General features: G+C 71.1%; 12 protein-coding genes and 3 pseudogenes. 3 read left to right on the forward strand and 12 right to left on the reverse strand.

The genetic code is table 11. The features are described 5' to 3' along the window. The 6 genes and pseudogenes from ACIRU3_RS42610 to ACIRU3_RS42635 all read right to left on the reverse strand — a co-directional run. Window positions 1-333 (reverse strand): annotated as a pseudogene (locus ACIRU3_RS42610) (ISAzo13 family transposase); the annotation flags it as partial. Between the two features lie 185 nt (window positions 334-518). Further along, window positions 519-1,685 carry an acyl-CoA dehydrogenase family protein gene (locus tag ACIRU3_RS42615; protein WP_404068929.1) on the reverse strand — a complete coding sequence of 389 codons (1,167 nt, stop codon included), beginning with the start codon at window positions 1,683-1,685 and terminating at the stop codon, window positions 519-521. 235 nt (window positions 1,686-1,920) lie between these two features. Next, window positions 1,921-2,523 carry a PadR family transcriptional regulator gene (locus ACIRU3_RS42620; protein ID WP_404068932.1) on the reverse strand — a complete coding sequence of 201 codons (603 nt, stop codon included), beginning with the start codon at window positions 2,521-2,523 and terminating at the stop codon, window positions 1,921-1,923. Window positions 2,524-2,578: 55 nt separating this feature from the next. Continuing rightward, window positions 2,579-3,553: an Lrp/AsnC family transcriptional regulator gene (locus tag ACIRU3_RS42625; protein ID WP_404068934.1), complete on the reverse strand. Its 975-nt coding sequence runs from the start codon at window positions 3,551-3,553 to the stop codon at window positions 2,579-2,581. 209 nt (window positions 3,554-3,762) lie between these two features. Continuing rightward, window positions 3,763-5,394, reverse strand: coding sequence for an MFS transporter (locus ACIRU3_RS42630; RefSeq protein WP_404069021.1), 1,632 nt, complete (start codon window positions 5,392-5,394; stop codon window positions 3,763-3,765). Window positions 5,395-5,616: 222 nt separating this feature from the next. After that, window positions 5,617-5,895: pseudogene (locus ACIRU3_RS42635) on the reverse strand (LacI family transcriptional regulator); the annotation flags it as partial. 2 nt (window positions 5,896-5,897) lie between these two features. Here ACIRU3_RS42635 and ACIRU3_RS42640 point away from each other — a divergent pair. The 3 genes and pseudogenes from ACIRU3_RS42640 to ACIRU3_RS42650 all read left to right on the forward strand — a co-directional run. Next, a pseudogene (locus tag ACIRU3_RS42640) lies at window positions 5,898-6,113 on the forward strand (phytanoyl-CoA dioxygenase); the annotation flags it as partial. Window positions 6,114-6,373: 260 nt separating this feature from the next. Further along, entirely contained in the window at window positions 6,374-7,603 is a 1,230-nt protein-coding gene (locus ACIRU3_RS42645; protein ID WP_404069024.1) for a hypothetical protein, read from the forward strand. A gap of 91 nt (window positions 7,604-7,694) precedes the next feature. Then, on the forward strand, window positions 7,695-10,367 hold the full coding sequence (locus tag ACIRU3_RS42650; protein WP_404068936.1) for a hypothetical protein: 2,673 nt from the start codon (window positions 7,695-7,697) through the stop codon (window positions 10,365-10,367). Window positions 10,368-10,384: 17 nt separating this feature from the next. Here the strand turns inward: ACIRU3_RS42650 and ACIRU3_RS42655 are convergent, their stop codons facing one another. The 6 genes from ACIRU3_RS42655 to ACIRU3_RS42680 all read right to left on the reverse strand — a co-directional run bounded on the left by ACIRU3_RS42655 (window position 10,385) and on the right by ACIRU3_RS42680 (window position 19,982). Beyond that, entirely contained in the window at window positions 10,385-11,551 is a 1,167-nt protein-coding gene (locus tag ACIRU3_RS42655) for a substrate-binding domain-containing protein (RefSeq protein ID WP_404068939.1), read from the reverse strand. Between the two features lie 42 nt (window positions 11,552-11,593). Then, window positions 11,594-12,670, reverse strand: a complete 1,077-nt coding sequence (locus tag ACIRU3_RS42660; protein WP_404068941.1) for an ABC transporter permease — start codon at window positions 12,668-12,670, stop codon at window positions 11,594-11,596. Beyond that, complete coding sequence (locus tag ACIRU3_RS42665) at window positions 12,667-14,184, reverse strand: sugar ABC transporter ATP-binding protein (protein ID WP_404068943.1); 1,518 nt, start codon at window positions 14,182-14,184, stop codon at window positions 12,667-12,669. Before ACIRU3_RS42665 ends, ACIRU3_RS42660 begins: the two co-directional genes overlap by 4 nt. Before the next feature lie 86 nt (window positions 14,185-14,270). Next, window positions 14,271-17,243 carry a SpoIIE family protein phosphatase gene (locus tag ACIRU3_RS42670; protein ID WP_404068945.1) on the reverse strand — a complete coding sequence of 991 codons (2,973 nt, stop codon included), beginning with the start codon at window positions 17,241-17,243 and terminating at the stop codon, window positions 14,271-14,273. Between the two features lie 166 nt (window positions 17,244-17,409). Continuing rightward, window positions 17,410-18,378 carry a cyclase family protein gene (locus ACIRU3_RS42675; RefSeq protein WP_404068948.1) on the reverse strand — a complete coding sequence of 323 codons (969 nt, stop codon included), beginning with the start codon at window positions 18,376-18,378 and terminating at the stop codon, window positions 17,410-17,412. 218 nt (window positions 18,379-18,596) lie between these two features. Further along, window positions 18,597-19,982: an MFS transporter gene (locus ACIRU3_RS42680; RefSeq protein WP_404068951.1), complete on the reverse strand. Its 1,386-nt coding sequence runs from the start codon at window positions 19,980-19,982 to the stop codon at window positions 18,597-18,599. Between the last annotated feature and the right edge of the window lie 92 nt (window positions 19,983-20,074).

A 20,074-nucleotide genomic window follows, 5' to 3' on the forward strand; every position in this document is an offset into this window, starting at 1 on the left:
CAGCGGTGACATGGGATCTCCGCGCACATCGGGCTCGACGAGAGCCAAGAGGGCATCCCGCAGGGCCGGCTCGCGGTCGACCAGTCGCTTACGACCACCGCCGGCCCGGCGGACACGTCCCAGCGGGGCCTCACCGGACTCAAGTTCTCGCACACCGAGCGACACAGTGCCCTCACGAACGCCTGCGGCGCGGGCAACCGTCCTGATCCCGCCGTGACCGAGCGATCGGGCTTCCGCCCCTATCAGCAGACGACGCTGCCGCTCGTCCAAGTGCGGCAGAATCGCCGCGAACTTCACCGCCAGAGCCGCCCGTTGCACGTCCAACCCACTCATGCCAGACCAACGAACCGTCGACTGGAAAGCCACGGGTTATTGATCTGCGCGTCCTAAGGCTCCGCCTGTCGCGGCCGCACCTTGCGACGGGGAATGTTCCGTTTCCCGTGGATCCATGACCGGTGAACGTCATCTCCGGTAGAGGGCCGACCCGTCGGGCACCTGTTCCGCGCAGCCGACCAAGGTCATGCGTCGAGTCCTCCCCGCTTCACCAGCTGGGCCGCGATGACATTGCGCTGGATCTCGTTCGTGCCCTCGCCCACGATCATCAGCGGCGCGTCACGGAAGTAGCGCTCGACGTCGAACTCCGTCGAGTAGCCGTAACCGCCATGAATGCGGACGGCGTTGAGGGCGATCTGGAGGGCCGTCTCGGACGCGAACAGCTTGGCCATGCCCGCCTCCATGTCCACCCGGTGGCCCGCCTCCGCCTCTCGGGCCGCGTACAGGGTCAGCTGGCGTGCCGCGGTCAGCGAAGTGGCCATGTCGGCGAGGTAGTTGCCGATGGACTGGTGTCGCCAGATCGGTTTGCCGAACGACTCGCGCTCCTGGGCGTAGGCGAGCGCGTCCTCCAGCGCCGCCCGGCCCACACCGAGCGCGCGGGCGGCGACCTGCAGGCGTCCCGTTTCCAGGCCCTTCATCATCTGTGCGAAGCCCTGGCCCTCGCCCCCGCCGAGTACGGCGTCGGCCGGCGCCCGGTAGTCCTCGAAGACCAGCTCGCAGCTCTCCACGCCCTTGTAGCCGAGCTTGGGCAGGTCGCGCGGGACGGTGAGCCCGGGACCGTGTTCGACCAGCAGGACGGAGATGCCCCGGTGCGCCGGGCTCGCCTCCGGGTCCGTCTTGCACAGCAGGGCGATCAGCTGCGAGCGGCGGGAGTTGGTGATCCAGGTCTTCGCACCGTTGACCACATAGCCGTCGGCTGCCCGGCGCGCGACGGTGCGCATGGCCTGCAGGTCGGAGCCGCCGCCGGGCTCGGTCAGGGCCATCGTCGCCCGGATCTCGCCGGTGGCCATCCGTGGCAGGTAGCGTCGCCGCTGCTCCTCGGTGCCGAAGTGCAGCAGCAGCTTGGCGACCACCGTGTGGCCGCCCATCGCGCCGGCCAGGCTCATCCAGCCGCGCGCCAGTTCCTCGGTGATCAGGACGTAGCAGGGTGCGGAGACGGGTGCGCCCCCGTACTCCTGCGGGACGGCCAGGCCGAAGATGCCGAGTTGCTTCATCCGGTCGATGAGCGCCTCGGGATAGGTGTTGGCGTGCTCCAGTTCCCTGACGACCGGCCTGACGTCCTTGTCGACGAAGTCGTGCACCGTCCGGACGATGAACTGTTCCTCGTCGGACAGGATGTCGAGGGTGCTCATGATGTGATGACGCTCCTTGCCGGAAGTCTCCGTCGATGGCTCCGTCCATGGTGGGGCCGTCGCTCCACCGGAGGTCCGCACGTCGCGCCGGCGCCGGCGGGCGGCGGGCACGGGGTGGCGCCAGGAGTTCCGGCAGCACGGCCGTCCTTGCCTCACCGCCGAGGTGACGTTCGCATGACCGCGCAGGCTGCCCATCCGCACACCGCGGCCCGATCTGCACACCGCGGCCCGGACCTCACTGCGGGCGGGCCGGCCGCCCTCCGCGCTGCAGCCCGGCGAGTGCCGCGGCGCGCTGATCGAGCCTCTTCAGAGCGACCTCGCCCCACCGGAGGTTGTCCTCTTCCAGTGACAGGCCGCGCAGCAAGGTGAGGTAGGGGCCGATGCGTTCGGCGGTGTCGAAGTACTCGTCCTCGGTGCGGCCGGCAAGCAGTCGTTCCCGGGTGCGCTCGAATCGGACCACTTTGGCGGCGGCCAGCTCCATGCGCTGGGCGATGGACGTACGAACGGCCTGGAGATCCCCGACGTCGACGCACTGGACCTTGACCAGCAGTTCGTCTCTGATCGCGGTCGGTTTGGCGGGAGGCTCGGCCGTGTGGGCGTGCACGGCTTCGTAGCCGGCCTCGGTGAGCGAGTAGAGCCGTTTGTTGGGCCTGCGCTCCTGTTGGACGGTGCGAGCGGCGACGAGACCGTCGCCCTCCATGCGTTCGAGTTCCCGGTAGATCTGCTGCGGGGTGGCCATCCAGAAGTTGGCGACGGAGGACCCGAACCCCTTCGCGAGGTCGTATCCGGACGCCTCACCCTCCAAGAGCGCGGCCATCACCGCATTGCGCAGAGCCATGGAGCCCAATTTAACAGCAGACGAGAATATTCAAAGAGTTGAATATTCTCACCCGTCAACGAGTCGGTTCGTACGTCAGTTGCTTCACCTGGCGCAGGGTGAGGGTCGATTCGACGGACTGAACGCCCTGGAGGGCTCCGATCTTCTCGCTCAGGTAGTGATAGAGCTCGCCGGTGCCCGCGGTGGCGACGGACGCAACCAGGTTGGCCTGGCCCGTGGTCGCCGCGGCGAAGCCGACCTCGCGGTGTTTCGCGAGCGCGTGTCCGACGTCGGCGAGGGCGGAGGGCGCCACGGTGAGCCACAGCATCGCGCCCACGCCGAGACCGAGGGAGGCGCTGTCGTGCTGCACGTCGAAGTAGAGGGCGCCCGAGACGCGCAGACGTTCCACACGTCGCTTGACGACGGATTCCGACTGGCCGGTCGCGGTCTGCAGTTCGCTGAACGTGGCCCGCCCGTCGCGGCGGAGCAGGGCCACCAGGGCCTCGTCGACCTCGTCCAGGTGGACGGGGGCGTCATCCGGCTCGATGCGCGGCGGACGCAACGCCTCTTCCTCGTCCGCATCGAGCGCCTGGATCTTGTCCAGCCAGCCGAGCGGGCCGCCGTAGAACATGTGGAGCAGACAGTGGGCGCTGACGGAGACGACACGCGGGGTGCGTTGCAGTCGGTCGAAGAGGAGTTCGTCGCGGTCCTGCCGGCTGCGGGGCCTCATGGCGCACAGGACCTCGGTGCCGCCGGAGATGAGGTTGATGTAGGTGGTGTCGGAGCGACGGGCCAGCGCGGTGGCCAGCTGCTCGGCCACATCGGGGGTGCAGCGCAGCCGGACGATCCAGCTGGCCCGGCCGAGCCGGGTCTCGTCGACCATGCCGACCACTCGCAGGCCTGCCGTGGTGCGCAGCCGCCGGAGGCGTCGGGCGACGGTCTGGTCGGACACTCCGAGCACCTCGCCGATACGGCTGAACGGCGCCCGCCCGTCCAGTTGCAGGGCCTGGAGCAGCTTCAGGTCCAGTGCGTCGAGAGGCTGGGGATCCACGGGCGGCCCTCCTGGTCCAGGGCGGGATACGGTCGTCGGTCGACGGTACGGGGAGCGTGGTGTCGCCGCGGTCGGCTCCTGCCGTGTCGCGAGGCCCGGGATCTTGGTGCGTGATCCCGGGCCCCGGTGCGGCGCCGTACCCGTCCCCACGGACGGCGCCGGTACCGGGCCGGCGTTCCGCTCGGTACGCCTGGCCGGCACGTCGGGTCTCACCCTCCGGTGTGGTTGCCCGCAAGGGAGGAGGCTTCGCCGTGCCTCTGGGTTCCCGTGCCGACCGGGCCTTCGGCTGCGGCCGCCTGACGGGGGCCGGGGGTCCGGCGCGGTGCCGTGTACTGCGGGCGGCGCAGCAGGAGTGCCCCGACGGCAGCGGCGAGCAGGGTCAGTGCGGCCGACACGATCAGGCAGAGGTGCAGGCCGTCCAGGAAGGCCTCGGACAGCGCGCCCAGGACGCGGGGCGTGTCCGCACCGAGGTCGAGCCCGCCGACAGCGCCGAGTCCGCCGTGGTCGGCGACCGTCCTGACCTGCTGCACGGTCGGCCCGTTCAGGCCGGCGTCGGTGAGGTGGCCGGGCAGGGTGTCGAGGGCCTTGGTGGACAGCAGGGCGCCGAGGACGGCCGGGCCGAGAGCGGCGCCGACCTGACGGAAGGCGTTGTTGCCCGCGGCGGCCATGCCCGCCTGGTGGAACGGCACCGAGCCGACCGCGGTGGCGGTCATCGGGGTGATGACGAAGGCCATGCCGAGTCCTAGCAGGGCGAGCCGCCAGGCCAGCGATCCGAACGAGGTGTGCGCGCCGATGTCGGTCAGCGCCAGCAGGGCGGCCGTGGTGAGCAGCAGGCCGCCCGGAATGAGGACGCGCGGCGAGACACGGTGGACGAGCCGGCCGACGGGGGCACCGAGCAGGAGCGGGACCATGGTCACCATGAGCAGGCGCCAGGCGGCGTCCAGGGTGGACAGGTGCTGGACCATGCCGAAGTAGAGGCTGAGGGCGAAGAAGAACCCGATCAGGCCCAGAAAGTTGATCATGGCGATCAGGGTGGTGGCGGTGAAGGCCGGGCTGCGGAACAGCGTGAGGTCCAGCATCGGGCTGGAGCTGCCGCGTTCCACCAGGACCAGCGCGACGGCTGCGACGACGGCGGTGGACAGCGCCACCATGACCTCGACGTCGGTGAAGGACCCGGCTCCGCCTTCGATGATCCCGTAGACGAGTGCGGTGATCGCGAGGGCGGCGGTGATCTGGCCGGGCCAGTCGAGACGACGGCTGCCCGGTGCCCGGGAGTCGGTCAGGAGCCTGGCGGCGAAGGCCATGGCGAGCAGCGACGCCGGGATGGCGAGGAGATAGATCCAGCGCCAGGCGTAGTGATCGAGGATGGTGCCGGCGATGACCGGGCCCAGGGCCAGGGCGGCGGTGAGGGACGTGGCCCACAGGCCGATGAACTTGCCGCGCTCACGCGGGTCGGGGACGGCGTGACTGATCAGGGCGAGAGTGGTGGGCAGCAGGGCGGCCGAGCCCAGTCCGGCGATGGCCTGTCCGGCCCAGACGACCTGGACGGACTGGGCACACAGGGCGAGGAGGGCGCCCAGGGCGCTGAGGGCGAGGCCCGCCTGGTAGACCTTCTTGCGGCCGTGGACGTCACCGAACACGCCCGCGGTCAGGATGAGGGCGGCCATCGGCAGGACGAACGCGTCGGAGACCCAGGACAGTTGGGAGGTCGAGGTGTTCAGCGCCCGCTGGATGGCCGGCAGGCTCGCCGAAACCGTGGTCACCGGCAGGTAGGCCACGAAGACGCCGATACAGGCCATGACGAGCGTGGCGGCTCGCCGTTCCTGTGGCGCGTTCGCCATGGTCGTGGCATTCACGGAAACTCTCCCTTGCAGCACCAGGAGCCGTGCAGCACCAGGGGCGCTGGGCACGGGGGTTCGATTGACGGGCCTCACTTTCCGCACCGCCGCCGGCCCGGAGCCAGCCACCGCCCGCCGAAGCCCGGAAAATCGACATCAGAGACCGGCTTTCCGCGGATTTCCGACCAGGGCGGGCCGGGCCGTACCTCCGCTCGTGGTGGCCGGTCACCCTGGGTACGGCACGTGAGGGACATCGGGCGGCAGGTTGAACGGTGTGACCACCTGGATCGCCGACGGAAGGATCGGCCCGTCGTCCGGCAGTGCCTTGTGGGCCCGCATGATCGCCTGACAGGCACGGCGCACGTCCTGGCGCAGGTCGTGGTGAAGCACCGCGGAAAGGCGGCGCTCCCGCAGCAGACGCATGTTGTCGTGGTCGAGGTCGTGGGCGATGAAGACGGCACACGACCGCCCCAGGGCGTCGAACCCGTCCAGCGTGGCGAGATTGCAAGGCAGAGGGCGCCTCGGAGGACTGGCTGCGCCACGTGGTCGCCGCCACCGCCGAGGGCTACCCCTTCCCCACCGGCCTGGACCTCGACCCGCCGGTGGACGGCCTCGCACCGCCCTCGCAGGCGGACGCCCTCCGGCGGGCCGTCGACGCGGGCTGGATCCCCGGGCGGCTGCGCCGGGAACTGCGGGCAGCCGCCAGGCGCCGCCGCGGCTGACATGGCCTCACGTCCCATGTGCACCGGTACGCCGTTGCCGGGGGCGGGGCGTCACCAAAGCCGGGGAGGGGCCTACAGGCCCGCAGGAGACACGAGTTGAGGAACCCACCGCGTTCGATACCCCTCTAGAGGGTTGACGCCGCGCAGTGCCCGGGTCCTCGGCCGTCCCCACGCCGGAGGCGGGCGGAGGGGAAGGACGGAACGTGCGGAACCGGGAGACGCCGGAGGCCGTGCCCAGGGAGAGCAGGGACCGAACGCGCATCGGCCGGATCGGGCGCTCGCCGCTGCGGTGGCACCACGCTCTGCTGACCCTGTGGACGGCCGTCTGGTTCGTTGTGGCCGAACGCCATGGGGCCGTGTCCTGGCACTATCTGAGAACCGGCCAGCAACTGCTCTTCGGCCAGACGCCAGGTGGCGGCCTCGCGCTCTACGCCAACCACCCCGAGCTGCAGATCGGCCCGGTCAGCTTCCTGGTCGCCGCGCTGTTCGAACCGTTCCCCGCCGAGGTGGGCGAAAAGCTCGCCGACGCCTTCATGTCGGGACTGGGCCTGTACATCCTGGTGCTGGTCGGCCGCGCCGCCGCCGACCACTACCGGGGCACCGGGCTCAACCACAAGCGCCTCCAGCAGCGCGTGCTGATCGCCGGGGCGGCCTTCATCCCCATGTGGGTGGAGGTCGCGGTGCGTTTCGCGCATCTCGACGACGTCCTGGCGCTGTTCTTCACCACGTTGGCCGTGCGCGCGCTGGTCCGGGGCAATGCCACCTCGGTCGGCGTCTTCCTGGCGCTGGCGGTCGACTCCAAACCCTGGGCGGTCGGCTTCCTGCCCCTCCTTCTGGCGCTGCCACGCCCGGTGCGCGTGCGCTCCGCCGCATGGACGGCCGGCCTGGTGGCTGCCGCCTGGCTCCCCTTCTATCTCACCCACCTGGAGACCCTGGCGGCGGCCCGCTTCACCATTCCCAACCAACCCGCGTCCGCCCTCCGCTGGATCGGCGTGCACGACGCCGCCACCCCCTGGTGGGACCGTCCGGCCCAAATGGCCCTCGGTATCGCCCTGGGCACACTGGCCGTGCGCCGGCACCGCTGGCCGGCGGTCGTGCTACTGGCTGCCGATGCCCGTATCGTCCTGGACCCGAGCGTGTACACGTACTACAACGCCTCGGTCCTCCTCGGCACCCTCATCTGGGACTCGATCGGCCAGCGCCACCTGGTCCCCTGGGTCAGCTGGATCGCCCTCATCTCCCTCTACGGCAGCGCCCTGTTGGTCCCGTCCGATTCCGCCCAGGGTTTCATCCGCCTCGCCTTCGCGCTCGGCTCCGCCGCCTATGTCCTGTGGTGGCCCCAGCGCACGCCCCGCAGCAAACGCAGGGGACGACGGCCGCTGAGTCCACCGCCCACGTCGTGGCAGGCCGGGCAGGACGTGGTGCAACTGCCCCATCAGAGGTCGCCACGATCCGCGAGGCTTCCGATCCCTGGAGAGCCCGGACCGTGACCGGACAGGCACCTCACCCTCACCGGCCTTGTCGGCCGTTGTAACGGTTCACCACCGTTTGCCCCGCACCGGGCATGGACAGCCTCGGTTCATGGCATCTCCAGCCCCCGTATTCGTCAATGTCCGCGACTTCGGCGCCGTTCCCGGCCCCGCCGGCCGACTCACCTGTTCGGACGCGTTCCAGAAGGCCGTCGACGCGCTGGACGAGAACGCGGGCGGAGTCGTCTTCGTTCCCGCCGCCCCGCAGCCCTATGAGTTCGTGCGCTCGGTGATGGTCGACCGCAACAGGGTCCGCATCGTCGGCGAGGACAGGAGGGCGAGTGCGCTGCAGGCCATCGGGGCCACGCCCCCACTGACCTTCGGGCTCCGTCGGATCACCCACGGGCAGCCGCTGAGTGACGGTCACTGGGCGGACCTGAGCGGCATGCTCGATGCCTCCGTCACCGACCAGCGGTGGGGCTGCCGCACGCGCGTCCCCTCCCCGGTGGCCGGGGGGCCGACGAGCGAGGCCACGGTGACCCTCCCCTGCTCGCCGTTCCAGTTCGGCCCGACGGACGGCGCCTACTGGTCGGGCGTCCGTCAGCTGACGGTGGATCTCGTGGTGCGCAACGACGCCATGCCGTGGTCCGTGCAGCCCCTGTTCGGCATGGTCGACGCGTTCCGTGCGCCGTCCCCCTTCTACGCCTACGTCAATGCGCACGAGACCCCGCCGGCTGTCGTCTTCGTCTTCCGGACGACCGACGGGCTGCACCGTGAGATCCGGATCCCCTTCGACCCCGCGCAGCCCGTGCTGCGCTGTTCCTTCCAGCTCGACCTGGACGCCCGCACCGTGACGGCCTGGACCAACAGACGGCAGGCGACACAACGGGTACAAGTCCAGCCTGATCTCTCGCTGGTCAACGACGACTGGACACCGCAGGAGCCCGGCAAGGACCTGGCGTTCGTCCCCAACTGGTACGCCCCGTTCCGGCTCGCCGCCATCGGTCCGAACTCGTCCGGCCGGGCCGGGCTGCCCGGCAGTGAGAACAATCCGGTCGACCTGACCTTCGGCGCGCTGCGGTTCTCCGACACCCTGCGCTACCGCGTCCTGGCGGAGGGGCAGGAACAGGAGGACACCAACGGCAAGGTGAACGACCGGCGGTGCCTCACCGTCGAGCCCGGTGCCTTCGGTGCCCTGACGATGAGGGAGCCGGTGCACAAGAGCGCCGCAGGCGTGCCCGATCTGCAGATTCTGTGGGAAGGGGACGGAGGATCGTTCGGGCGTGCATTCTTCGTCCCGGACCAGCTCGTGGAGTACGTCGAGGGAAACGGGTGCGAGAAGCTGAACATCAAGGGATTCTCGTTCGCCCCGAATCCCACGCACTACGGGCAGGCCATCGGACTCGGGCTCGTGTACAGCTTCTCGCTGGACGACATGGTGGTGGAATTCGGCGCGCAGGGGCTGAGTTCGCACCACTTCGGCGCGAACTACCCGGTGTCGCTGGCCTCCTGCCGGTTCGAGCACCAGACCGACTGCGCCATTTACGGCTTCTTCCAGAACACCACGGCCGACAATCTGGCGCTGGGCTACTACGGGCGCTCCGCGTTCAAGGCTCTCAGGTCCCGCGTCACCTACGGCAATGTCTCCTGCAGCGACTCCGCCGTCTGTGAGTCGGCCGTCAAGCTGTTCCAGACCGAAGCGGTGCTCGACAACTGGCTGATCGACTTCGAGGACTTCGGTGCGGATCTGCCGCGCGACAGCTACATCTGGGCGAGCCTCGCGGACGACATCGGCGGACCGACCCAGCTGACCGTACGCGACTGCGTCGGCAGCGCCGGAGGCGAGCACGCCGTCGCGATCCGGCTGGTCAGCAATGAGCGCGGGGCCCTGCCGGACTCCCACAAGGGAGCGGGCTGGTGCAAGGCCGAACGGTCCTTCAACCATCACGCCGACCCCCGAATGCCGGCCCTGATCGCAGTGGACGGTCCCCTGTGGCAGGGCCTCTACGAAGGCCTTCCACCCGCGGGAAAAGCTCTGGTCATCAACACGGCCACCCCCGGCGCCTCGGCCAGGATCGGCATCGGCGCGGTGCCTCCCCCGGCGTCGGCCCCACCGCTCCTGGCCCCGCCGGACGACCCGTTGCCGAAGCTCCCCGGCCTCATCGGCTACTACCGCGCCGATGCCCTGCGGGACACCCACGGCAGCCCCTTACGGGACGGGGCACTCGTGACCGAGTTCACCGACCTGAGCCCGGCCCGCAGCCACGGCACCCCGGCGGGCGGTGCGGCCGTGTTCGAGACCGGGGCCGTGAACGGCCTCGCAGCCCTGCGCTTCACCGGCGGTGTGTACGAGTTTCCCGCCCTGCGGGGCACCACCGGCGCCGCGACGTGGTTCTTCGTCGCGAAGCGCCTGCCCACCTTCGACTCGGCCCCCGGCCGGCCCGGTTCACTGCGCAGCTACGGGCAGGGCTGGCAGCTCGACTTCCTGCTCATGTCGCGCACTGCCGAGTCGGACAACGACTGGGCGGTGTACGCCGTGCGCTCCACGGCGGGCCCGGCCCGCAAGCTCCGGACCTTCGTCAACGGATACCCGTACGAACTGCGAAGGGACGACCGGGTCCGCACTGTCGGCTGGTCCACGCCGGTGCTCGGCTACCGCGCCGACCACGGTCACGCCTTGCAGGGCCTCGTGGCCGCCGCGGTCGTCTGCGACTCGGCACTGAGCGACCAGGACGTGGCCGACACCTGCCGCTACCTGCTGCACCGGCACCAGATCCCGGTGTAGCGGCGAGCTTCACTCGGTCACCGCCCCCAGATTTCTCGGTAGCCGTCCCGGTAGCCCGGCGGGTCCCAGGTCGTCGCGTGGCGGCTGTTGGCGGCCGTGGCCAGGTGGACGGGGGCGACGTAACCGCTCGCGGGTCGGCCGGAGAAGGCGCGGTTGAATTCGTCGACGATCTGCCAGCCCTGCAGGGACAGCGGCTCGGGCACGGTGGCGGTCTGATACTGACCGCTCTCGATGCGCTGAAAGGCGGACGGGTCGCCGTCGCCGGCGCCGATGTTGAAGGGTGGGCCGGAGCCCTTTCGGCCGGCGGCGCGGAAGGCGGGTGCGGCGTCGGCGAAGTACAGGTCGTTGATGGCGACGGAGTGGGTCCATCTGCTCTGGAAACGGGAGAGGAGGGAGGAGATCTCCCGCGGGGTGCGGCTGCTCGCGTCCGCGATGGGGATGTTCTCGTACGCGAGCAGCCGCACGCCCTCGCAGGAGGCGAGTTCCTTGCGGATCAGCTCGGACTTGTCCCTGGCGAAGGGGATCGAGGCATCGGTGATGAGCACGACCCCGGCGTGGCCGTTGGAGTGCGCGATGACCCACTGGGCGCTGATGGCAGCCACGTCCTGCACCCGAGTGGTGACGTTGGCGAAGAGCAGGGGGCGCCGGCTGGGGCCGGGGGCGGCGAGCGCGTGCCAGCCGACGAGCGGGATGCGCGCCTCGTTGGCCCGGACGACCTGCTGCGAGGTCGAGTTGGGGTCGAAGCCTCCGACGACGATGCCCGACGGCTTGAGGGCCACGGCCTCGCTCATGGCCGCCTGGATGCCGGCGGGGGTACCTCCGCCGTCGATGACCCGGACGTTCCAGCCGATGACGTGCGCGGCTTCGCGTACGCCGTTCGCGGCGCCTGCGACTCCGGGATTGGTCATGGTCTGGGCGACGTAGACGACGGTCTTGCCGGACACCGCCGTGGGGCCGGTCCTCGGTCCGTCCCAGGGCATGTCCGTCTTCTCCGCCTGTCGGACCTCTGCCCGGGCCCTGGCCTGGACCGCGGGGCAGCCGGCCGGGCCGGTGGTGGAGTCCGCCGGGCCGCCCGAGGAGCCGCGTTCACAGCCGGTGAGGGTGAGTGCCGCTGCTGCCAGCAGGGCTACGGCGGTGCACCGGGCCTTGACGGGGCCCGGACCGGCCTTGCGGTTGGCGTACACGGGAACTCCTCCCAAGGGGTGAGCGGCAGGACGCGGCTGCGGTCACGGGGTGGTGCCTTGTGCACCTCCGTGCCGGTTCGGGGGCGGGGGCGGCCCGGTGAGCAGGTCGCGGGCGGCGGTGCCCGTGCGCAGGCGGCGGCGAGCCGCGTAACCGGCCAGACCGACGGCGAGGAGCAGAGTGCCGCCGTAGAACAGCGGGGTCGTCCAGAAGTCGCCGCCCAGCTGGGCGATGCCGGTGAGGCCGACGGCGAGGACGGCGACGGCGACGAGCGTGCCGAGGGCATTGGGGCGGCCGGGTTTGACGGCGGTGGAGCCGAGGAGGGCACCGGCAAAGGCGGGCAGCAGGTAGTCCAGGCCGACGCTCGGATTGCCGACCTGCAACTGGGCCGCGAGGAGGACCCCGGCGAAGCCGGTGATCAGCCCCGATGCGGTGAAGGCGTAGACCGTGTACCTGCGGGTCGGGATGCCGAGGAGGTCGGCGGCGCGCGGATTGGATCCGACGACGTACAGGCTGCGGCCGAGCGGCAGCCGCTCCAGTACCAACCAGAGGACGGCGCCGAGGGCGAGCACGTAGAAGGCGGGGACGGGCAGGCCCAGGAGCGTGGAGTCGTAGAGGTCGGTGAAGGCGGCGGGCAGTCCTTGGGGGCCGGGGACGATGCGGGCACCGCCGGTGATCCATCCGGTCACCGCGTAGAGCATGCTGCCGGTGCCGAGCGTGGCGATGAAGGAGTCGATCTGCCCGAACTCGACGATGACGCCGTTGAGGACGCCCACGATCCCCGCTCCGGCGAGTACCGCGAGGCAGGCGAGCGGCCACGGCCAGTGTGCGTTGACGATCAGCTGCAGCGTCATGACATGGGCAAGACCGAGGCCGTAGCCGAGGGAGAGGTCGAACGCCCGGGTCACGATGGGGACCATGGCGGCAAGCGCGAGAAGGGCCGGGATCGACTGGGTGGACAGGATCGAGTCGACGGTTTCCCGGGTGGGGAAGGTGCGGGGCAGGGCGAGGGTGAAGACCAGGACGAGCAGCACCGCGAGGGCCGGCAGGCCGTAGGCCGCGACGAGGTGTCCGCCCGGCCGGTGCCGCCGCGGTCGGGGCGAGGACGGGGACGCGGTCACGAGGCGGTCGCGGTTCCGGGGCCGGGCAGGGCGGAGGCGGCTCGGGTGAGCCCGGCGACGGTCAGGGCTGCGCCGCTCAGCTCGGCCGTCACGGATCCGCGGACGAAGACCAGGGCGCGTGTGCACACATGGGTGACCTCCTCGAAGTCGGTGGAGACGAGAAGGGCCGCGAGACCGGCGGCCAGCGCCTGGTCGAGCAGCCGGTGGACCACGGCCCGCGCGCCGATGTCCACGCTCGCCGTCGGTTCCTCGAGGATCAGCAGGCGCAGGCCCGCGGGCAGCCACCGGCCGATCATGACCTTCTGCTGGTTGCCGCCGGACAGGGTGGCGATGGGGATCTCGCTGTCGCGGGGACGCACCGAGAAGCGGTCGATCAGGACGGAGGCGGCGGCGCGTTCCCGGCGGGGGCTGATCCAGCGCAGCGCCGGCAGGCCGCCGACGCGGGGGTTGGCCAGGAAGTTCTCCCGTACCGTCAGTTCGGCGGCACAGCCCTCGCGTTGTCGGTCTGCGGACACGAGGCCCACGCCGAGGCCGACGGCGTCGGCGACGTTGCGGGGGTGGTAGGGCCGGGTGCCGAGGAGCACCCGCCCGTGGAGGAGGGGCCGGGCGCCGGCGAGGGCTCGGCCCAGGTCCATGTGTCCGGCGCCCGTCAGGCCGACCAGGCCCAGGATTTCCCCGGGCGCGAGTTCCAGGCTGACCGGTCCGGCACCGGGGGTGCGTACGTGGTCGAGAACCAGGACGGCCGGACCGCCGGCAGGAACCCGGGCGGGGCTGCGGAGATCCGCCGGTTCCTCACCGACGATGTCGCGGACCAGACGTGCGGGGCTGTGGCCCGCGAGCGGGCCGTGGCCGACGAGGCGGCCGTCGCGCAGGACGGCGAAGGTGTCGGCCACTTCGTACACCTCGTCCAGGCGGTGGGTGACGTAGAGGATGCCGTGTCCCCGGTCGCGCAGGGCGTGCAGGACGCCGAAGAGCCGGGCGCAGTCCACCGCGGGGAGACGGGCGGTCGGTTCGTCGAGGACGACGAGCTTCGCCCGGGCCGCGAGGGCTCGGGCGATGGCGACCAACGAGCGTTCGGCCGGGTCAAGTTGGGAGACGGTCGTCTCGGGGTCGAGATGTGCTGCGACGATCCGCAGGGCGTCGGTGCAGCGCTCTTCGGTGCGTCGCCAGGAGATCAGTCCGGCGCGGCGGGGATATCCGGTGCTCAGCGCGATGTTCTCGGCGACCGTCATCCACTCGACCAGTCCGAGGTCCTGGTGGATGAAGGACATGCTGCGGGTTGCGTCCCGGGTGCCGAGCGGGTGTCCGGCCACGGTGATCTGCCCCGCGTCGGCGTGATGGACGCCCGCGAGCACCTTGATGAGTGTGGACTTTCCGGCACCGTTGGGGCCGAGGAGGGCGAGGACACTGCCGGCACGGACGTCGAGGTCGACCCCGGCCAGCGCGACGGTTCCGCCGAAGCGCTTGCCGAGCCCGCGCATACGGACCAGGGGTGGAGCGTCGTGCACGGACATCTCCGGAGATTCGACCTGGTTGATTCATCCCTTATGTGCAAGGGATATTAACGGAGCAAATCGTGGAATTTCAGGTCAGTCGGTCGTCAGGCTGCGTCGAGTGCGCATTCGGCCCAGATGACCTTGCCGTCGGCGGTGTAGCGCGCGCCCCAGCTGCGGGACAGCTGCGCGACGAGGAACAGACCGCGGCCGCCCTCGTCGGTACTGGCCGCGCGGCGCATGTGCGGGGCGGTGTTGCTGGTGTCGGAGACTTCGCAGATCAGGTTGCGGGCGTGCAGCAGCCGGACCCGGATGGGTCCCGAACCGTGGCGGACCGCGTTCGTGACCAGCTCGCTGAGGATCAGTTCCGCGGCGAACGCGGCCTCGTCGAGCCCCCAGTCGGCCACCTGCCGGAGGGCGTCCGCACGGACTTCACCGACCAGGGCCGGATCGGCGGCCAGGTCCCAGGTGGCGATCCGCGCGCGGTCCATGGCGTGGGTACGGGCGACGAGCAGGGCTATGTCGTCGTAGGGGTGGTCGGGCGCCACGAGATCCAGAATGATCTGACAGGTCTCCTCGGGGGTGTGCTCGGGGTGCCCCAGAGCGCCGCACAGGTGGTCGAGCACGTCGTCGACGTCGCGATGGCGGTCCTCGATGAGTCCGTCGGTGTACAGGACCAGCCGGCTGTCCTCCGGAAGGTGGATCTCGGCCGTCTCGAAGGGCAGGCCGCCGAGGCCGAGAGGGGGCGTGGCGGGCAGATCGGGGAACGACACGGTGCCGTCGGGCTGGACGAGCGCGGGCAGGGGGTGACCGGCGCGGGCCATGGTGCACTGCTGCGAGGTCGGGTCATAGACGGCGTACAGACAGGTCGCTCCGATGATGCCGAGGTCCGCGACCTCGGGATCCTCCCGGTCCAGGCGCCCCACGACATTGTCGAGATGGGCGAGGACTTCGTCCGGCGGGAAGTCGAGTTCGGCGAAGCTGCGTGCGGCGGTCCGCAGGCGGCCCATGGTGGCGGCGGAGAACATGCCGTGGCCGACGACGTCGCCGACGAAGAGGCCCACGCGCGTACCGGAGAGCGGGATGACGTCGTACCAGTCGCCGCCCACGTCGGATTCGGCGGGCAGATAGCGATGGGCGACCTCGACGGCGTCCAGATCGGGCAGGCCCTGCGGGAGCAGGCTGCGCTGCAGGGCCAGGACCATGGCGCGTTCGTGCGTGTAGCGCCGGGCGTTGTCCATGGACAGGGCGGCGCGCGCGGCGAGTTCCTGGGCCAGCGAGCGGTCGTCGTCCCCGAACGGGGCAGGGTCCTGCGAGCGGTAGAAGCTGGCCACACCCAGGATGACGCCGCGGGCGACCAGGGGGACGGTGATCAGGGAGTGGACGGTGGCCAGGAGCTGCTCGCTGAGCTCGGGATCATGGGCGAGCCAGCCCGCGGCGACCTTCAGATCCGGCTCCAGGACCGCGTGCCCAGTGGTCAGGCACTGCAGTTGCGGCGTGGTCGGGCCGAAGTCGATCCGCTTGCCGACCGGGTTGAAGGGAAGGTCGTCGCGGATACCGCGCACCACCGTGCGCCGCAGGTCACCGAGCGGGTCGGCGGACTCCTCGCCCCGCAGTACGGCCTCGGGCAGGTCGATCGTGACGAAGTCGGCCAGTCGCGGAATCGCCGTCTCGGCCAGTTCCTCGGCGGTGCGGCGTACGTCCAGGGTCGTGCCGATGCGAGCGCTGGCCTCGGACAGCAGCTCCAGGCGTCGGCGCGCCGCCAGGGCGTATTCGCCCACGTACGGCTCCCCCACCAGCACGAGCCCTCGCGCCGTCGGCCGGGAGTCGGCGGGACGGTCCCTCCCGCCACCGGCGGTGGCCATGATCGTCTCACCGCCCGCGCCGCCGAGTCCCGGCCCTGCCCCATGGGCCGCGCCGCCGAGCCCCGGCTCCGCCCCATGAGCCGCGGCGGCGCCGTGGTCGCCGTCCATGCCGTCCGGCACCGGCGCGGCTCCGGCGTGGCGACCGGGCACCGGGCCGGCGGAGAGACGGGCCGGCACCAGGAGGACGGCACCGTGTCCGGGCGACAGGACGACGGGAAGGGCCGCCGCGACCTGCGCGCTGTCGACGACCTCGTCGCCCTGGTACGGGATGGCGACGGGTGGCGGGGGCGAGGGCCCGGTGAGAACGGCTTCGATGACCATGCCCTCAACGCCGGAGGCACTGGTCGTCGGCCGGCCCACGAGCGTGACCCGACGGCCGTCGGACAGGCTCACGTCCAGCGCGGCCCGCTGGGCGCCGGAGATCAGCTCTGTGGCCCGCTCCAGGAGAACGGCCCGGTCACAGGGATGCAGTTCGGGGGCCAGTACGTCCACGCCGATCCGCTGGTGAAGGCCCGCGACAGCACCGGTCCGGGCGCCCAGATAGGCCCGCAGCAGCGCACGCTCGCGTACGGAACTCTGCCCCAGCAGCCGCCGTTCGACGGCCTCGGCCGCCTTGCGGATCACAGTGGCGAGCCGCGGATCCTCGGCGCCGCGCGGATAGCCCAGACACAGGACGCCTTCGATGCGCCCGCTCAGCGGGTCGCGGACCGGAACCGCACGGCAGGCGCTTCCCTGGGCGCGCTCGGCGAAATGCTCGGCGCCGAAGACCCGGATCAGCCGACGTTCCGCCAGCGCGAGACCGATGCCGTTGGTCCCGGCGTACTGCTCGGCGAACACGAATCCCGGGACGCGCTGGATCGCGGGGAGGGTTCTGGCCAAAGACGCCCGTCCGAAGCGGCGCAAAAGGACGGTCCCGCTCGCGTCGGCGAGGGAGATGTTCATCGCGCTGCCGGCGAATCTCGACTGCAACCGGTCGAGCACCGGAGCGGCCGCGCGGACGAGCCTGCTGTCCGTGTCGACATCCTCACGGAAGGGAAGGTCGGACTGGTCGGGCGAAAGCCCCAGGGACCGGCAGCGCTGCCAGGAGCCCAGGATCGGCGACCGTACGCCTGGCTCGACAGCGTCACCCTGCAGGAAGCGCTCACGGCTGCGGACGGGCCCTCCGCCGCCCGTCACGCGCCTCGTGGGCGTCGGATCCCCGCCGGACCGAACCACGCTTCGCCTCGCTCGCGCTAGCATTACTCGCCGTTTCCGTAAAAAACCGGGCATTGATGAGAATACGGTCATAACGGGCGTGAGTCATGGGCGGCAAAGCCGGTCACGTCCGGCGATCGGGCAGTGACTGTTCGCAGACGCATACCGTGGCCGACGCGAGCGTTGATCAAAGAACCGCGACCGGATTGACGGGCGAGCCCGTCCCGCCCGGTACGTTCAGCGGTGACAGGACGAGCAGGAACTCGTACCGCCTCGCCTCGGCAGCCGCGACGGCCAGTGCCTCCAGGTCGAGGTTGTCCAGCAGCGGCACCCCCATCGCCGCCACGGCCAGGGCATGGACCGGCGAATGGACGCCCTCCACGGGCGAGGGCCGTACATCACTGTCGCCGTCGGCGCCGAGCAGCGCGATACCGCGCTCGGCCAGCAGCGGTACGGCGTCCACATGAAGGCCCGCGCTCCCCCTGTCGGGATCCCAGGCACCCAGTTCCTCCCGGCGGCGGACGTGACCGGAGCGCAGCAGCACCGCGTCTCCCTCGCCGATCGTCACGCCCAGGGCCTTCTCCGCCGCGACGATGTCCTCCGCGTGCACCGCCTGCCCCGGCTCCAGCCAGTGGATCCCGGCGACAGCGGGGAGGTCGAGCAGCACACCCGTCGTGACGAGCGCCCCCAGCGCCGAGACCGCACCGAAGCGGGCGCCCGCGGCGTCGACGACCTCGCTCGCCGTCCGGCCGTCGTAGAGGCGCCCCCGGTAGGCGATGTGGCACAGGGCGTCGAGATGGGTGACGCCTTTGCCGTGGTAGTCCGCGGCGATGAAGTCCTTGTGGGTGGAGGGCTCTGGCGGCTCCACATCACCGAGATCGGTCATGCAGTGCACGGCCGGCTTGCGGTTGTCGGGGCCGACCCGGGTGTTCCAGGGCAGCCCCATCGGAACGACCGTCCCGGACCGCACCCGCGTCGCGGCCCGCCGCACCCGCTCCGCGGTCACCCGGTTCCATGCACCACGGTCCGCCTCGGCCCAGCGGCCCCAGGTGCGGACCGCCTCGAAGAGTGCGTCGAACTCCTGCCTGGAAACGGCGGGCCCATGGCCGGGAGCAGCCCGCGCGGAGTGCGGGCCGCCGGCGAAGCTGGGGCTCATCCACACTCACCGCTTCCGGTCGTCGGACACCTCGGCCGCGGGACGGCGTGACGTCGACGCCGTGCGACGGCAAGGAGCCACTGTGGTGACCAGAACTCCAGCGTCGCACACGCGGGTGGACCACCTCACGCCTCCGTCGGGACCGGGCTCGTCGGGTCCCGCTCGATCGGGTCCCGCTCGATCGGGTCCCGCACGCCGGACGTCCCCGCAGAGTCCCGTCAGGCACGGCCGCGCGGCAGCATGAGGGCCACGGCCGTGGTGGCCACCAGCATCACCACCGCGACACACAGGGCGACCCGCAGGCCCCCCATGAACTCACCCCGGTCAGCGACCAAGGCACCGAAGACGGCCACGGCGAGCGCGCCGCCCGTCTGCCGGAAGGAGTTCAGGATCCCGGCCGCCATTCCGGCCCGGTCCGCGGCGATGTCGTTCAGCACGACGGCGGTCAGGGACGGTACGGCGAAACCTACGCCGAGACCGACCGGGACGAGCATCGCCGCGATCACTGGTCTGCTGGTCCCCTCGTCCAGCCGGAGCAGACCGAACATCGCCAGCGCGCAGATCGCTTGTCCCACGGCGATCGGCATCCGCGGCCCAAAGCGTGCCGCAGCCCTGGCCGAGGCCAGGTTGGCTCCGGCGATCACGGCCATCATCGGCAGGAACATCAGCCCCGCGGCCATGACGGACAGGTTCAGAACGTCCTGGAAGAACAGACTCAGCACGAACACCAGCCCGTAGAAAGCGGCATTGACGACGAAGCCGATCGCGACCGAACCCGTCACCGTGCGCGAACGGAAGAGGTCGAGCGGGACCATCGGCGCGGCGGTACGTGCCTCGATCATGATGAACGCGGCCGTCGCCGCAACGGCGAGCGCCAGGCAGCCCAGCACCACGGGCTCGCCGAAGCCGTTCTCCCCTGCGGCGATCACCGCGAAGGTGAGCGCCGCGAGCGCGGCGATCGCCATGAGCTGGCCGAACGGATCGAGCGGCGCGGCACGGCGCGGTGAGCGCTCCGCACGGGTCAACACCGCGAGCGTGGCGATGCCGACGGGCAGGTTGACGACGAAGATCGCCCGCCAGCTCAGGGTGCTGGACAGCACCCCGCCGGCCACCGGGCCAGCGGCGATCGCGACGGCTCCGCCGACGGTCCACAGGGCGATGGCCCGTGCCCGTTCGGCCGCGTCCGGGAAGGCCTGCCGGACGAGGGCCAGCGAGGAGGGCAGCATGATCGCCGCCGCGCTCCCCTGGACCAGGCGGGCTGCGATCAACTCGCCCAGACCCGGCGCCAGTCCGCACGCCGCCGAGGCGACCGTGAAGCCCGCGACGCCGGCGCCGAACACCCGGCTCGCCCCGACGCGGTCGGAGAGCGTGCCCGCGGAAGGCAGGAGCGCGGCGAACATCAGCGTGTAGGCGTCCACGATCCATTGCAGTCCCGCCGTGCTGCCGCCGAAGTCCCGCCCGATCCCCGGCAGTGCCACGTTCATCGCCATGGCGTCGAGATTGAGGAGAAAGATGCCCATGAACGTGGTCGCCAGGATCAGCTTGGGTGCGGCCGTGCGGTGCCGGACATCCTGTGACGCGCGGGCTGGTGCATGACTGGTCATCCGTCCAGGCTGGTCGGACTCGCGAGGGCGGGGCAGACCGTGATCCTCCAGGGTGCGCCACAGGGGGGTGTGACAGGGCCAGTCTCCGGGCC

Source organism: Streptomyces sp. NPDC101151, assembly GCF_044768335.1.
Taxonomy (GTDB): Bacteria; Actinomycetota; Actinomycetes; order Streptomycetales; family Streptomycetaceae; genus Streptomyces.

Coding starts and splice junctions, on each gene's coding strand:
- ACIRU3_RS42630 (WP_404069021.1), bottom strand. CDS start 5,394: ATGGCGAACGCGCCACAGGAACGGCGAGCCGCCACGCTCGTCATGGCC.
- ACIRU3_RS42620 (WP_404068932.1), bottom strand. CDS start 2,523: ATGGCTCTGCGCAATGCGGTGATGGCCGCGCTCTTGGAGGGTGAGGCG.
- ACIRU3_RS42665 (WP_404068943.1), bottom strand. CDS start 14,184: ATGTCCGTGCACGACGCTCCACCCCTGGTCCGTATGCGCGGGCTCGGC.
- ACIRU3_RS42680 (WP_404068951.1), bottom strand. CDS start 19,982: ATGACCAGTCATGCACCAGCCCGCGCGTCACAGGATGTCCGGCACCGC.
- ACIRU3_RS42675 (WP_404068948.1), bottom strand. CDS start 18,378: ATGAGCCCCAGCTTCGCCGGCGGCCCGCACTCCGCGCGGGCTGCTCCC.
- ACIRU3_RS42650 (WP_404068936.1), top strand. CDS start 7,695: ATGGCATCTCCAGCCCCCGTATTCGTCAATGTCCGCGACTTCGGCGCC.
- ACIRU3_RS42615 (WP_404068929.1), bottom strand. CDS start 1,685: ATGAGCACCCTCGACATCCTGTCCGACGAGGAACAGTTCATCGTCCGG.